This is a genomic window from Pseudomonas sp. MF6747 (genome assembly GCF_963890955.1).
Lineage (GTDB): Bacteria > Pseudomonadota > Gammaproteobacteria > Pseudomonadales > Pseudomonadaceae > Aquipseudomonas.
The window spans coordinates 200,899-213,094 of the sequence record NZ_CAWPSZ010000051.1 but is presented as its reverse complement, the minus strand read 5'-3'; the positions used below and the strand labels follow the sequence as shown (position 1 = coordinate 213,094).

13 protein-coding genes are annotated in these 12,196 nt (G+C 62.2%); 11 read left to right on the top strand and 2 right to left on the bottom strand.

Annotated features, from left to right (window positions below):
- The first annotated feature begins 94 nt into the window (after positions 1–94).
- From AACW30_RS28045 to AACW30_RS28035, 3 genes are read left to right on the top strand one after another with little or no spacing between them, the layout of a single operon-like run.
- Positions 95–448, top strand: coding sequence for a CidA/LrgA family protein (locus tag AACW30_RS28045; protein ID WP_106579383.1), 354 nt, complete (start codon positions 95–97; stop codon positions 446–448).
- A complete protein-coding gene (locus tag AACW30_RS28040) occupies positions 445–1,161 on the top strand; it encodes an LrgB family protein (RefSeq protein ID WP_106579382.1) in 717 nt (238 codons plus the stop codon). Before AACW30_RS28045 ends, AACW30_RS28040 begins: the two co-directional genes overlap by 4 nt.
- Positions 1,162–1,182: 21 nt before the next feature.
- Complete coding sequence (locus tag AACW30_RS28035) at positions 1,183–1,776, top strand: LON peptidase substrate-binding domain-containing protein (RefSeq protein ID WP_106579381.1); 594 nt, start codon at positions 1,183–1,185, stop codon at positions 1,774–1,776.
- On the opposite strand, the gene AACW30_RS28030 is transcribed toward AACW30_RS28035, so the two are convergent.
- Positions 1,770–3,086: a bifunctional DedA family/phosphatase PAP2 family protein gene (locus tag AACW30_RS28030; protein WP_179676647.1), complete on the bottom strand. Its 1,317-nt coding sequence runs from the start codon at positions 3,084–3,086 to the stop codon at positions 1,770–1,772. The genes AACW30_RS28035 and AACW30_RS28030 overlap by 7 nt on opposite strands.
- A 197-nt stretch (positions 3,087–3,283) precedes the next feature.
- Positions 3,284–3,967, bottom strand: a complete 684-nt coding sequence (locus AACW30_RS28025) for a DNA-3-methyladenine glycosylase (protein WP_200623940.1) — start codon at positions 3,965–3,967, stop codon at positions 3,284–3,286.
- Between the two features lie 174 nt (positions 3,968–4,141).
- Between AACW30_RS28025 and AACW30_RS28020 the strand changes: the two genes are divergently transcribed.
- The 8 genes from AACW30_RS28020 (at position 4,142) to AACW30_RS27985 (ending at position 12,179) form a co-directional block, all read left to right on the top strand.
- Positions 4,142–5,407: a glutamate-5-semialdehyde dehydrogenase gene (locus AACW30_RS28020; RefSeq protein WP_200623939.1), complete on the top strand. Its 1,266-nt coding sequence runs from the start codon at positions 4,142–4,144 to the stop codon at positions 5,405–5,407.
- Positions 5,407–6,051, top strand: a complete 645-nt coding sequence (gene nadD, locus AACW30_RS28015) for a nicotinate-nucleotide adenylyltransferase (RefSeq protein ID WP_106579377.1) — start codon at positions 5,407–5,409, stop codon at positions 6,049–6,051. The genes AACW30_RS28020 and nadD overlap by 1 nt, the downstream gene beginning before the upstream one ends.
- 69 nt (positions 6,052–6,120) lie before the next feature.
- Positions 6,121–6,615 carry a ribosome silencing factor gene (gene rsfS, locus AACW30_RS28010; RefSeq protein ID WP_003215432.1) on the top strand — a complete coding sequence of 165 codons (495 nt, stop codon included), beginning with the start codon at positions 6,121–6,123 and terminating at the stop codon, positions 6,613–6,615.
- A 9-nt stretch (positions 6,616–6,624) separates the two neighbouring features.
- On the top strand, positions 6,625–7,092 hold the full coding sequence (gene rlmH, locus AACW30_RS28005) for a 23S rRNA (pseudouridine(1915)-N(3))-methyltransferase RlmH (RefSeq protein WP_003176297.1): 468 nt from the start codon (positions 6,625–6,627) through the stop codon (positions 7,090–7,092).
- Positions 7,093–7,107: 15 nt separating this feature from the next.
- Entirely contained in the window at positions 7,108–9,006 is a 1,899-nt protein-coding gene (mrdA, locus tag AACW30_RS28000; protein WP_169367679.1) for a penicillin-binding protein 2, read from the top strand.
- 31 nt (positions 9,007–9,037) lie between these two features.
- Positions 9,038–10,141, top strand: coding sequence for a rod shape-determining protein RodA (gene rodA, locus AACW30_RS27995; RefSeq protein WP_057703348.1), 1,104 nt, complete (start codon positions 9,038–9,040; stop codon positions 10,139–10,141).
- A 17-nt stretch (positions 10,142–10,158) separates the two neighbouring features.
- Entirely contained in the window at positions 10,159–11,169 is a 1,011-nt protein-coding gene (gene mltB / locus AACW30_RS27990) for a lytic murein transglycosylase B (protein ID WP_124418530.1), read from the top strand.
- Complete coding sequence (locus tag AACW30_RS27985) at positions 11,169–12,179, top strand: septal ring lytic transglycosylase RlpA family protein (protein WP_200623938.1); 1,011 nt, start codon at positions 11,169–11,171, stop codon at positions 12,177–12,179. Before mltB ends, AACW30_RS27985 begins: the two co-directional genes overlap by 1 nt.
- The last annotated feature ends 17 nt before the right edge of the window (positions 12,180–12,196 follow it).

Genomic DNA, 12,196 nt, shown 5'->3' with positions numbered 1-12,196 from the left:
ACCCACCCGGTCAACCCACCATGCTTTTGGCGAATGCCGAAGCATAGAGCCGGCGTGCTTATAATGCGGGCGGGTTTTGAGGGGGAGATAACCGATGCTGTTACGGGGCCTGACATGGCTGGTGCTGTTTCAATTGATCGGTACCGCGATCAACCATTTGCTGGTGCCGGTGCTGCCGGGGCCGATCATCGGCTTGCTGCTGATGCTGGGCTTCCTGATCTGGCGCGGTGAAGTCGGCGAGCCCTTGAGCCTGGCCGCCAGCAGCCTGTTGCGTTACTTGCCATTGCTGCTGGTGCCGCCGGCCGTGGGCGTGATGGTGTACGCCAAGGATATCGCTGCCGACTTCTGGGCTATCGTCGGCGCACTGGTGCTGTCGCTGGTGATCGCCATGGGCTTTGTCGGTGTGCTGATGCAGCAGATGGTCAAGCGCAAGGAGAAGGATCAATGACCTTCGACTGGCAAGGCGCATGGACGGCGGTCATTCATCACCCTCTGTTCGGCATCGGTATTACCCTTGGCGCCTATCAACTGGTGCTGGCGGCCTTCGAGAAAACCCGCTGGATCTTCCTGCAGCCGGTGCTGGTGTCCATGCTGCTGGTGATCGGCGTATTGCTCAGCTGTGGCCTGACCTACGTCGAGTACCGCAAAAGCACCGAGATCATGGGCATTCTGCTCGGCCCGGCGACCGTGGCCCTGGCCGTGCCGCTGTTCCTGAACCTGCGGCGGATCCGCCAATTGTTCTGGCCGATTTTTACTACGCTGGTGGTAGGTGGCGTGTTGGCCACCGGCCTGTGTGTGCTGCTGGGCTGGTGGTTTGGCGCTGAGCATAGGATGCTGATGACCATGGCGCCCAAGTCGGTGACCTCGCCGATTGCCATGCTGGTGGCCGAGCAGATCGGTGGCGTGGCGGCCCTGGCGGCGGTGTTTGTGTTGATCACCGGGGTGGTCGGCGCGATGATCGGCCCGGCGTACCTGTCGCGCCTGGGCGTGCACAGCCCCGAAGCGCGTGGCATGGCCCTGGGCATGACCGCCCATGCGGTCGGCACCTCGGTCGCGCTGCAGGAAAGCGAAGAGTGCGGCGCTTTCGCGGCGTTGGCCATGAGTCTGATGGGCGTGGCCACGGCGGTGTTCCTGCCGCTGGCCGTGTCCGTGATCGTTTAAACCGGGTTTAAGGAAACCTCTATGAGTCTGGCGCTGTTCCCGCTCAATACCGTGCTGTTCCCTGGCTGCACCCTCGACTTGCAACTGTTCGAGGCGCGCTACCTGGACATGATCAGCCGTTGCATGAAAAAGGGCGAAAGCTTCGGCGTGGTGTGCATCTTAAGCGGCAGGGAAGTGGGCATGGCCCCGGACGGCTACGCGCTGATCGGCTGTGAAGCGCTGATTCGCGACTTCAAGCAACAAGACAACGGCCTGCTGGGGATTCGCGTCGAAGGCGGGCGCAGGTTCCGCGTGCGTGACACCGGGGTGCAGAAGGACCAGCTACTGGTCGCCGAGGTGCAGTGGCTCGAAGAACTGCCGGATCAACCGCTGGGCGAAGAGGACGCCGACCTGCTGGCATTGCTCCAGGCGCTGGCTGAGCATCCGATGGTTGCCTCGCTGGACATGGGCACCCACGCCGATGGCCAGCAGGCCTTGGGTAACCAACTGGCCTATCTGCTGCCGTTCACCGAGGCCGACAAGATCGACCTGCTGCAACTCGACGACCCGCAGCAACGCCTGGATGCCATCCAGATGTTGCTCGACGAGTTGCAGGGCGAACTCTTCACTCAGTAGGCGTAGCGCAGCAGGGCGTGGGAGGTGCCGGTCAGGACGATAAAACTCATGAGCGCCACCAGCACCGGCAGCAGCAGCCACCAGGTCTTGCGCGGCATCGCCGGCAGCGAGCGTTGATGCTGGATGACGGTCAGGCTGAACGCACACACCGTCATCGCCAGCAACGTACCGGCCAGGATGTCCGTGGGCCAATGGGCGCCGAGATAGACGCGCGACAGCGCAATGAAGGCCGCCGGAATACAGCCCAGCAGCATCCAGGTCAGGCGCAATCGCGTGGGTTGGCCGCGACCGGCCAGTACCGCGAGCGCCAGGAAAAACGCAAATGCGCCGGAGGCGTGGCCGCTGGGCATGCTGAAACTGGTCAGCGGGTCCGTGAGGATTTCCGGCCGGCCACGGGCGAAAAACAGCTTGGTGCCGGTGTTGATCACCGCCGCGCCGGCCAGTGTAGCGCCGACGAACACCGCATGACGCCACTGCCGCGCCAGCAGCAGCAAGCCGGTGAAGATGGCGCTGGCGACAAACATCTTCCTGAACTCACCCAGCTGGGTAATCCGCACCATCACCTCGTCCAGCCAGGGGCTACGGTGTTCCTGCACCAGTGCGCTCAAACCCTGATCAAAGTCATTGAGGTGTGGGTAGCCAATGAACAGGGCAATCAACAACGTCAGGCTGGCGCAACCCATCCACAAGGTGGCGCGACGATGGCCGCGCAGGCTGCTGTTCAAGCTCAGGCCCAGCAACACCGCCAGGCAGGCCGCGACGATACCTGCCTGCGGCCAGAAACCGGCCGGCAGTGGCAGGCGGAAGGCCGCGCCGGTGGCCCAGCCCGGCAGCAGATAGGCCACCGACCAGCCGGCCGCCGCCAACACGCTCACGGCGGCAAAGCGCGGGAAGGGCATGTCGCACATCCCGGCCACCATCGGCAGCATCGGGCGTAACGGGCCGATGAAACGTCCTACCAACAGGCTGGCGATGCCGTATTTGTGGAAGTAGGTTTCTGCGCCGTTCATCCATTCAGGATGGTGGCGCAGGCCGGGCAAGCGTCGGATGTTCTGATGGAAATGTCGGCCCAGGTAGTAGGAAACCCCGTCGCCCAGCAAGCCGCCGAGGAAACCCAGCAACAGCGTTTCACTCAAGGACAGCGCGCCACTGCCGGCGAGCGCCGCAATGGCAAACAGCAGCACCGTGCCCGGCACGATCAGCCCGGCGATGGCCAGGCACTCCACGCACGCGACGATAAACACCGCGACGGCCAGCCATTGCGGATTCAGGGTCAGCCAGCCGGTAATGCTATCGAGCCATTGGCCCATAAAACGCCACTCCATGTAGGTAATACAGAATCTGAGACAGTGGTCATCACCTGTGGGAGCGGGCTTGCTCGCGAATGCGGTGTCTCAGTGAAGGAATCCGCAGCTGACACACCGCATTCGCGAGCAAGCCCGCTCCCACATTGGATCTGCTGTGTGGCTGGGATCAATGACCGGCGCGAACAGCAGTCTCAGTCTGTTCAAATCAAAAAGTAATCGCGGCCTTCGACCTGGCCCCGGCGCAGCGGGTTCCGGGTGCAGTAAGGCGCGTAGCCAGCATCGACAAAGCGGTACATCAAGTGTTCATCGCGCCCGCTGGGAATGCCCAGGCGCGTGGTCTGGATGATCTGCGACGGCGCCTGGCCCACGTCTTCAACGTAGAGCAGTTCCTGGTCAAAACGCTTGGCATCCCACATTGGCACTTTCAGTCCCAAGGCTTTGCACAGCAGCGTCTGGCCCGCGCAGAGTTTCTGCGCGGGGCGAGGGTGGCCGTTGGCATCGGGGTTGTTCAGCAGCATCTGCGCCAGACTCGCCGGGCCGCAGATCTCATCGACCCACGGATAGGCCGATTTGATCAGCACGGCATTGCCTGGGCCCTGGGCGCTGAAGTTCAGCGAATCGCCGCCACGGGCGTAGTACATGTAGATGTGCCCACCATCCAGAAACAAAGCCTTACGCTTTTCTGTATAGCCGAGCGACGCGTGACTGCCTTTTTCGGCCACGTAATAGGCTTCGGTTTCAATAATTCGCGCTGAAAGCCAGATATCGCCCACGCGGTGGCGTATGACTTTTCCGAGTAATTCGCGCGCGAGTATTTGCGCGTCGCGGTCGAAGAAGCTGTCGGGCAGGGCGCTGGCGGGGAGCTGAGGGGCAAAACTGGACATGGCGATCAGGGTTAATGCGGCTAAATGTGACGGAATAATAACAACTCCCACCTTAATTACCGCTGAACCCCAAGTTTTTACAGTTCATTTCGACCATCCGCCCCTCACCGCTGTCAGTCGGGCGGCGTCACAGCTATAATCTGCCGCTTTCCTCTTTGCCAAGACTCCCTGACCATGACTGAGTCCGTTCTTGACTACATGACCCGCCTGGGTCGCGCTGCCCGGCAGGCCTCGCGGTTGATCGCCCGTGCGAGCACTGCGCAGAAGAACCGTGCCCTGTTGGCCGCCGCCGATGCTCTGGATGCTTCGCGCTCCGAGCTGGCCGCTGCCAATGAACAGGACCTGGCCAATGGCCGCGCCAATGGCCTGGAGCCAGCCCTGCTGGACCGCCTGGCGCTGACCCCGGCGCGTATCGACGACATGATCGAAGGCCTGCGTCAGGTGGCCAAACTGCCTGACCCCATCGGTGAAATCCGCGACATGCGTTACCTGCCGTCCGGTATCCAGGTCGGCAAAATGCGCGTGCCCCTGGGCGTGATCGGCATTATCTATGAGTCGCGCCCGAACGTGACCATCGACGCCGCGAGCCTGTGCCTCAAGTCCGGCAACGCCACCATCTTGCGTGGCGGTTCCGAGGCGATTAATTCCAACCGCGCCATCGCCGCCTGCATTCAGCAGGGCCTGGCCGTGGCCGAGCTGCCGGCTGAAGTGGTGCAAGTGGTGGAAACCACCGACCGCGCCGCCGTTGGCGCGCTGATCACCATGCCGGAATTTGTCGACGTGATCGTGCCGCGCGGTGGCAAGAGCCTGATCGAGCGCGTGAGCCGCGATGCGAAAGTGCCAGTGATCAAGCACCTCGACGGCGTGTGCCACGTGTTCATCGACGTTGCCGCCGACATCGACAAAGCGATCCGCATCGCCGACAACGCCAAGACCCACCGCTACGCCCCCTGCAACACCATGGAAACCCTGCTGTTGCACGTCGGCATTGCCGATCGCGTGCTGCCGCCGCTGGCTGCCATCTACCGTGACAAGGGCGTGGAACTGCGCGGTTGTGAACGTACCCGTGCGCTGTTGGGCGCGGACGTGATCGAGGCGACAGAGCAGGACTGGTACACCGAGTACACGGCGCCGATCCTGTCGATCCGCATCGTCGACGACCTGGACCAGGCCATCGAGCACATCAATAAATACGGCTCCAAGCACACCGATGCCATTGTTTCCGAGCATTTCAGCGATGCCCGGCGTTTCCTCAACGAAGTGGATTCCGCTTCGGTGATGGTCAACGCCTCGACGCGTTTTGCCGACGGCTTCGAATATGGCCTGGGGGCGGAAATCGGCATCTCCACCGACAAACTCCACGCACGCGGCCCGGTTGGCCTTGAAGGCCTGACCAGCGAGAAGTACGTGGTGTTCGGCGACGGTCACGTGCGCACTTGATGGCTAAACGCATCGGGCTGCTCGGCGGTACCTTCGACCCCGTGCACATCGGCCATTTGCGCAGTGCCCTGGAAGTGGCGGACGCCCTCGCGCTGGATGAGCTGCGGGTGATGCCCAATGCGCGGCCACCGCATCGCGATACGCCGCAGGTATCACCGCAACAACGCCTGGAGATGGTGCGCCTGGCGGTAGACGGCATTGCGCCGCTGGTGGTGGACGACCACGAGCTCAAGCGCGATAAACCGTCCTACACTGTCGATACCCTGGAACTGATGCGTGCCGAGTTGGCCGCAGACGACCAGTTGTTTCTGCTTTTGGGCTGGGACGCATTTTGCGGCCTGCCCTCTTGGCATCGCTGGGAGGAACTCCTCCAGCATTGCCACATCCTGGTTTTGCAACGCCCGGATGCCGACAGCGAACCGCCGGATGCCTTGCGCAACCTGCTGGCCGCGCGGTCGGTAAGTGACCCCTTGGCCCTGACCGGGCCGAACGGGAATATTGCATTCGTCTGGCAGACCCCGCTTGCGGTGTCCGCCACCCAGATCCGTCAACTGCTGGCCAGCGGGAAGTCGGTACGTTTCCTGGTGCCTGACGCGGTCCTGGCCTACATCGATGCGCACGGGCTTTACCGTGCGTCGAACTGAAAAGGCGCGTTTGATCGCACGCACAGTCGTGCAGCAAGCGCCCGAACATACGAGCAAAACGAGTTTTATATGACGAACAAAGACGTAAGCAAAGTTAAGCGCAAAGGCACTTTCAAAAGCGCCCCGCTGCCAGTTGAAGCGCACACCGGCCCTGAGCTGGCTGGCGAAGAGCTGGTAAAAGTCGCCGTGGCTGCCCTGGAAGACGTTAAGGCCCAGGACATCCAGGTGCTGGACGTGCGCGACAAGCAGAGCATCACCGACTTCATGATCATCGCCACCGGTACCTCCAACCGCCAGATCGGCGCGATGCTGGACAAGGTTCGCGAAGCCGTTAAAGCCCAGGGCGTAAAGCCGCTGGGTGAAGAAGGCAAGGGCGACAGCGACTGGGTGCTGCTGGACATGGACGACGTCATCGTTCACATGATGACTTCCAATGCCCGTCAGTTCTACGACCTGGAGCGTCTGTGGAAAGGCGCCGAGCAGAGCCGTGCCGCTGATGGCAAGCACCACAGCCCGGAAGTGGGCCACGCGCACTTCGACAAGCTCAACAAAGACCAGGAATAAGGAACGGCTGTGCGCCTGCGTCTGATCGCTGTCGGTTCACGCATGCCCAAGTGGGTGGAAGAAGGTTGGCACGAATATGCCAAGCGTCTGCCCGCTGAGCTGTCGCTGGAACTGGTGGAAATACCGCTCAACACCCGGGGCAAGAATGCCGATGTGGCGCGCTTTATCCGTCAGGAAGGCGAAGCCATGCTGGCCAAGGTCGGCCCCAACGAGCGCATCGTCACCCTCGAGGTGCACGGCAAACCCTGGAGCACCGAGCAATTGGCGGTGGAGCTGGATCGCTGGCGCCTGGATTCGCGCACGGTCAACTTCATGGTCGGCGGCCCCGAAGGGCTGGCGCCGGAAGTCTGTGCGCGGGCGGACCAGCGCTGGTCGCTGTCAGCGCTGACGCTGCCGCACCCGTTGGTAAGGATTCTGATCGGTGAACAGCTGTATCGCGCCTGGACAGTTCTGTCCGGGCACCCTTACCACAAATAATCTGCGCCCCTCCCGATGACCCAGCCGATCCGCATCAAGGACCACGAGAAAGACGCACGTCTGGTACGCGCGCGGGTCGTGTTCGGTGCCTTTCTGGTGGTGGGGCTGATCGGTGTGCTGATTGCGCGCCTGTATTTCCTGCAGGTGATCCAGTACGACTATCACTCCACGCTGTCGGAAAATAACCGGGTGCATGTGCAGCCGATTCCGCCGACCCGTGGGCTGATTTTCGACCGCAATGGCGTGGTGGTGGCCGATAACCGGCCCAGCTTCAGCCTGAGCATGACCCGCGAGCGTTCCGGCGACTGGCAGCAAATCCTCGACGTGATCGTCGAGGTGCTGCAGCTGACGCCGGAAGACCGGGTGATCTTCGAAAAACGCATGAAGCAGGGGCGCCGGCCATTCGAGCCGGTGCCGATCCTGTTCGAGCTGACCGAAGAGCAGATCGCGCGAATCGCCGTGAACCAGTTCCGCCTGCCCGGTGTGGAAGTGGTGGCGCAGTTGGTGCGGCATTACCCGCAAGGGCCGCACTTTGCCCACTCCGTCGGTTACATGGGGCGCATCAACGAGAAAGAGCTGAAAAGCCTCGATCCGGTGAATTACAGCGGCACCCACCATATTGGTAAAACCGGCATCGAGCGTTTCTACGAGCCGGAGCTGCATGGCCAGGTGGGTTACGAGGAAGTTGAGACCAACGCCCGCGGCCGCGTGCTGCGCGTGCTCAAGCGCACCGACCCGGTGCCGGGCAAAGACATTGTGTTGAGCCTGGACATCAAGTTGCAGGAAGCGGCCGAAATGGCCCTGGGTGGCCGGCGCGGCGCGGTAGTGGCACTGGACCCGAGAACCGGCGAAGTGCTGGCGATGGTCAGTCAGCCAAGCTTCGACCCCAACCTGTTCGTCACCGGCATCAGCTTCAAGGCCTACGCCGAGCTGCGTGATTCCATCGACCGGCCGCTGTTCAACCGCGTGCTGCGCGGGTTGTATCCGCCGGGTTCGACCATCAAGCCGGCGGTGGCGATTGCCGGCCTGGATTCGGGCGTGGTCACCGCGTCAAGCCGCGTGTTCGACCCGGGCTACTACATGCTGCCCAACTACGATCACAAATACCGTAACTGGAACCGTACCGGTGACGGCTATGTCGACCTGGACACCGCGATCATGCGCTCCAACGACACCTATTTTTACGACCTGGCCCACAAGCTGGGCATCGACCGGCTGTCAGCCTACATGGGCAAATTCGGCCTGGGTCAGAAAGTCTCCCTGGACATGTTCGAAGAATCCCCCGGCCTGATGCCGTCGCGGGAGTGGAAGCGCGCCACTCGTCGCCAGGCGTGGTTCCCGGGCGAAACCCTGATTCTTGGTATCGGCCAGGGCTACATGCAGGCAACGCCCTTGCAGCTGGCGCAAGCCACGGCGCTGGTGGCCAACAAAGGCGTCTGGAACCGTCCGCACCTGGCCAAGACCATCGAAGGCGAAAAGCCTGTGGATGAAAACCCGATTCCCGACATCGTGCTGCGTGACCCGTCCGACTGGACCAAGGTCAACCACGGCATGCAGCAAGTGATGCACGGCGCCCGTGGCACCGCGCGCAAAGCGGCGGCCGGCGCGCAATACCGCATTGCCGGCAAGAGTGGTACCGCGCAGGTAGTCGCGATCAAGCAGGGCGAGAAATACGACCGCTCCAAGGTTCAGGAACGCCACCGCGACCACGCCTTGTTCGTCGGTTTTGCCCCGGCAGACGACCCGAAAATCGTCGTGGCAGTAATGGTCGAAAACGGCGAGTCCGGCTCCGGCGTGGCTGCGCCCGTGGTGCGCCAGATCATGGACGCCTGGCTGTTGGCCGACGACGGCAGGCTCAAATCCGAATATGGCGGCCCCCCTTCAAGCACCGAGGTTACGGCCCGTGAAGAGTAATTTTGACCGCATCCTCTCCAGCGAGGATGTGATGCGTCGCCGCGCGACGTTATTGCAGCGCATGCACATTGATGGCCCGTTGCTGATCCTGCTGCTGACCTTGGCGGCCGGCAGCCTGTTCGTGCTGTATTCGGCCAGCGGCAAGAACTGGGACCTGCTGATCAAGCAGGCGTCGTCGTTCGGTCTGGGCCTGTTGTCGATGGTGGTGATTGCCCAGCTCGAACCGCGTTTCATGGCGCGCTGGGTGCCGCTTGGTTATGTCGCTGGCGTACTGCTGCTGGTGGTGGTGGACGTGATGGGCCACAACGCCATGGGCGCGACGCGCTGGATCAACATTCCAGGGGTGATCCGCTTCCAGCCGTCGGAATTCATGAAGATTTTGATGCCGGCAACCATCGCCTGGTATTTGTCCAAGCGCACCTTGCCGCCGCAGCTCAAGCACGTGGGCATCAGCCTGATATTGATTGGCGTGCCGTTCATCCTGATCGTGCGCCAGCCCGACCTCGGCACCTCGCTGCTGATCCTCGCGGGCGGTGCGTTCGTACTGTTTATGGGCGGCCTGCGCTGGCGCTGGATCCTCAGCGTGCTGGCCGCCGCCATCCCCGTGGCCGTGGCCATGTGGTTCTTCTTTATGCACGACTACCAGAAGCAGCGGATCCTGACGTTCCTCGACCCGGAGAGTGACCCGCTGGGCACCGGCTGGAACATCATCCAGTCCAAGGCCGCCATCGGTTCCGGCGGAGTATTTGGTAAGGGCTGGTTACTGGGCACTCAGTCGCACCTGGACTTTTTGCCCGAAAGCCACACCGACTTCATCATTGCCGTAATGGGCGAAGAGTTCGGCCTGGTAGGCATTTGCGCGCTGTTGCTGATTTATCTGCTGTTGATTGGTCGCGGTTTGGTGATCACCGCGCAGGCGCAGACGCTGTTCGGCAAACTGCTCGCCGGCAGCCTGACCATGACTTTTTTTGTTTACGTTTTCGTCAACATCGGTATGGTCAGTGGCCTGCTGCCGGTGGTTGGGGTGCCGTTGCCGTTCATTAGCTACGGCGGAACTTCGCTGGTGACATTGCTGTCAGCGTTTGGGGTTTTGATGTCGATTCACACGCATCGCAAGTGGATCGCACAGGTTTGAATAAGGTGAAGATGTCAATGCAAGTAATGCGCGGCTGGGCGACTCGGCATGCGTCCTGGATGAGCCTGATTGGGCTGCTGGGCGCGACGCAAGAGGCGCAGGCCGGTGACTACGATGGCTCACCCCAGGTCGCCGAATTTGTCGGTGAAATGACCCGCGACTACGGTTTCGCCGGTGAACAGCTGATGGGCGTGTTCCGCGAAGCGCAACGCAAGCAGGCGATCCTCGATGCGATCTCGCGTCCCGCCGAGCGCGTGAAACAGTGGAAAGAATACCGCCCTATGTTCCTCACCGACGCCCGCGTGGCGCGGGGTGTGGACTTCTGGCGCCAGCACGAAGCCGCGCTGGCCCGCGCCGAGCAGGAGTACGGCGTGCCGGCCCAGGTCATCGTCGCGATCATCGGCATTGAAACCTTTTACGGGCGCAATACCGGCAGTTACCGGGTGATCGACGCCTTGTCGACCCTGGGCTTCGATTACCCGCCGCGCGCCGAGTTCTTCCGCAAGGAGCTGCGCGAATTCCTGCTGCTGGCCCGCGAAGAGCAGGTCGACCCGCTGACCCTCAAAGGCTCCTATGCCGGTGCGATGGGCTTGCCGCAGTTCATGCCGAGCAGTTTTCGTGCATACGCCGTGGATTTCGACGGCGACGGCCACATCAATATCTGGAGCAATCCGGATGACGCCATTGGCAGCGTGGCCAGCTACTTCAAGCGCCATGGCTGGGTGTCCGGCGAGCCGGTGGTGATCCGTGCCGATGTCACCGGCGAGCGCGCCGACGAAGGTTTGACCCAGGGAATCGAGCCGGTCAAGACCGTCGGGGAGTTGCGAGCCCTGGGCTGGTCGAGTCAGAATGCGCCACGCGATGATATGCCGGTGACGGCGTTCCGCCTGGAAGGCGAAAACGGCCCGGAATACTGGATGGGCCTGAAGAATTTTTACGCAATCACGCGTTATAACCGCAGTGTGATGTACGCCATGGCCGTGCATCAGCTGTCAGACATGCTGGTCCAAGCACGGGGCAACAAGTAATGCGGGCATCGCCGTTCCATAAACCGCTCAAGCTGGTGGCGTTTGCCGCGTTGTCCTTGCTGGTTGTCAGTTGTTCTTCTACCACCACCACAAGCCGCGCGCCGGCGCAGAAGGGCGGTGGCGGTATCGTTCGCGCCCAGCCGGGCCTGGACATCAACCGCGCGCACAAAGACGGCGCGCCGTGGTGGGATGTCGACGTATCGAAAATCCCGGATGCCACGCCGACCCTGCACACCGGGCCTTACAAGGCCAACCCGTATACCGTGTTGGGCAAGAATTACTTCCCGCTGCAGGATTCCAAGACCTACGTCCAATCGGGCACGGCGTCCTGGTACGGCACCAAGTTCCATGGCCAGAACACCGCCAACGGCGAAGTGTATGACCTGTACGGCATGAGCGCGGCCCACAAGACCCTGCCGCTGCCCAGCTACGTACGCGTGACCAATCTGGACAACAACCGCACGGTGATCCTGCGGGTCAACGACCGTGGGCCGTTCTATTCGGACCGGATCATCGACTTGTCCTACGCCGCCGCGAAGAAACTCGGTTATGCCGAAATCGGCACCGCGCGCGTGAAAGTCGAAGGCATCGATCCGGCGCAGTACTGGGCCCAGCGTGGCAAACCGGCACCGTTGATGCTCAACGAGCCACAAACGCCGCAGCCGCAGGTGACCGCGTCAACCGGCAAGATCGAACAGTGGACACCGCCACCGGCGCAGCACGCGCCGGACACGGTGGTCGTGCCGCACGCAGCACCGGGCGCTTCCACGGTGGGCGGTCAGTACCTGCAGGTCGGCGCTTTCGCCAACCCGGACGCGGCAGAACTGTTAAGGTCCAAGCTCAGCAGCATGGTCAATGCGCCGGTTTTCATCAGCTCCATCGTGCGTAACCAGCAGACTCTGCACCGTGTGCGCATGGGGCCAATTGGTTCGCCAAGTGAAGTGGCGCAAGTACAGAACAGCGTGCGCCTGGCTAACCTGGGGCAACCCAGCGTGGTCACCGCCGAATAAGAAAGATTGATGGCTCA

What these genes read in the sequence shown, in the direction of transcription:
- AACW30_RS28045 (WP_106579383.1), top strand. Translation starts at nt 95, where the DNA reads ATGCTGTTACGGGGCCTGACATGGCTGGTGCTGTTTCAATTGATCGGT.
- AACW30_RS28040 (WP_106579382.1), top strand. Translation starts at nt 445, where the DNA reads ATGACCTTCGACTGGCAAGGCGCATGGACGGCGGTCATTCATCACCCT.
- AACW30_RS28035 (WP_106579381.1), top strand. Translation starts at nt 1,183, where the DNA reads ATGAGTCTGGCGCTGTTCCCGCTCAATACCGTGCTGTTCCCTGGCTGC.
- AACW30_RS28030 (WP_179676647.1), bottom strand. Translation starts at nt 3,086, where the DNA reads ATGGGCCAATGGCTCGATAGCATTACCGGCTGGCTGACCCTGAATCCG.
- AACW30_RS28025 (WP_200623940.1), bottom strand. Translation starts at nt 3,967, where the DNA reads ATGTCCAGTTTTGCCCCTCAGCTCCCCGCCAGCGCCCTGCCCGACAGC.
- AACW30_RS28020 (WP_200623939.1), top strand. Translation starts at nt 4,142, where the DNA reads ATGACTGAGTCCGTTCTTGACTACATGACCCGCCTGGGTCGCGCTGCC.
- nadD (WP_106579377.1), top strand. Translation starts at nt 5,407, where the DNA reads ATGGCTAAACGCATCGGGCTGCTCGGCGGTACCTTCGACCCCGTGCAC.
- rsfS (WP_003215432.1), top strand. Translation starts at nt 6,121, where the DNA reads ATGACGAACAAAGACGTAAGCAAAGTTAAGCGCAAAGGCACTTTCAAA.
- mrdA (WP_169367679.1), top strand. Translation starts at nt 7,108, where the DNA reads ATGACCCAGCCGATCCGCATCAAGGACCACGAGAAAGACGCACGTCTG.
- rodA (WP_057703348.1), top strand. Translation starts at nt 9,038, where the DNA reads ATGCGTCGCCGCGCGACGTTATTGCAGCGCATGCACATTGATGGCCCG.
- mltB (WP_124418530.1), top strand. Translation starts at nt 10,159, where the DNA reads ATGCAAGTAATGCGCGGCTGGGCGACTCGGCATGCGTCCTGGATGAGC.
- AACW30_RS27985 (WP_200623938.1), top strand. Translation starts at nt 11,169, where the DNA reads ATGCGGGCATCGCCGTTCCATAAACCGCTCAAGCTGGTGGCGTTTGCC.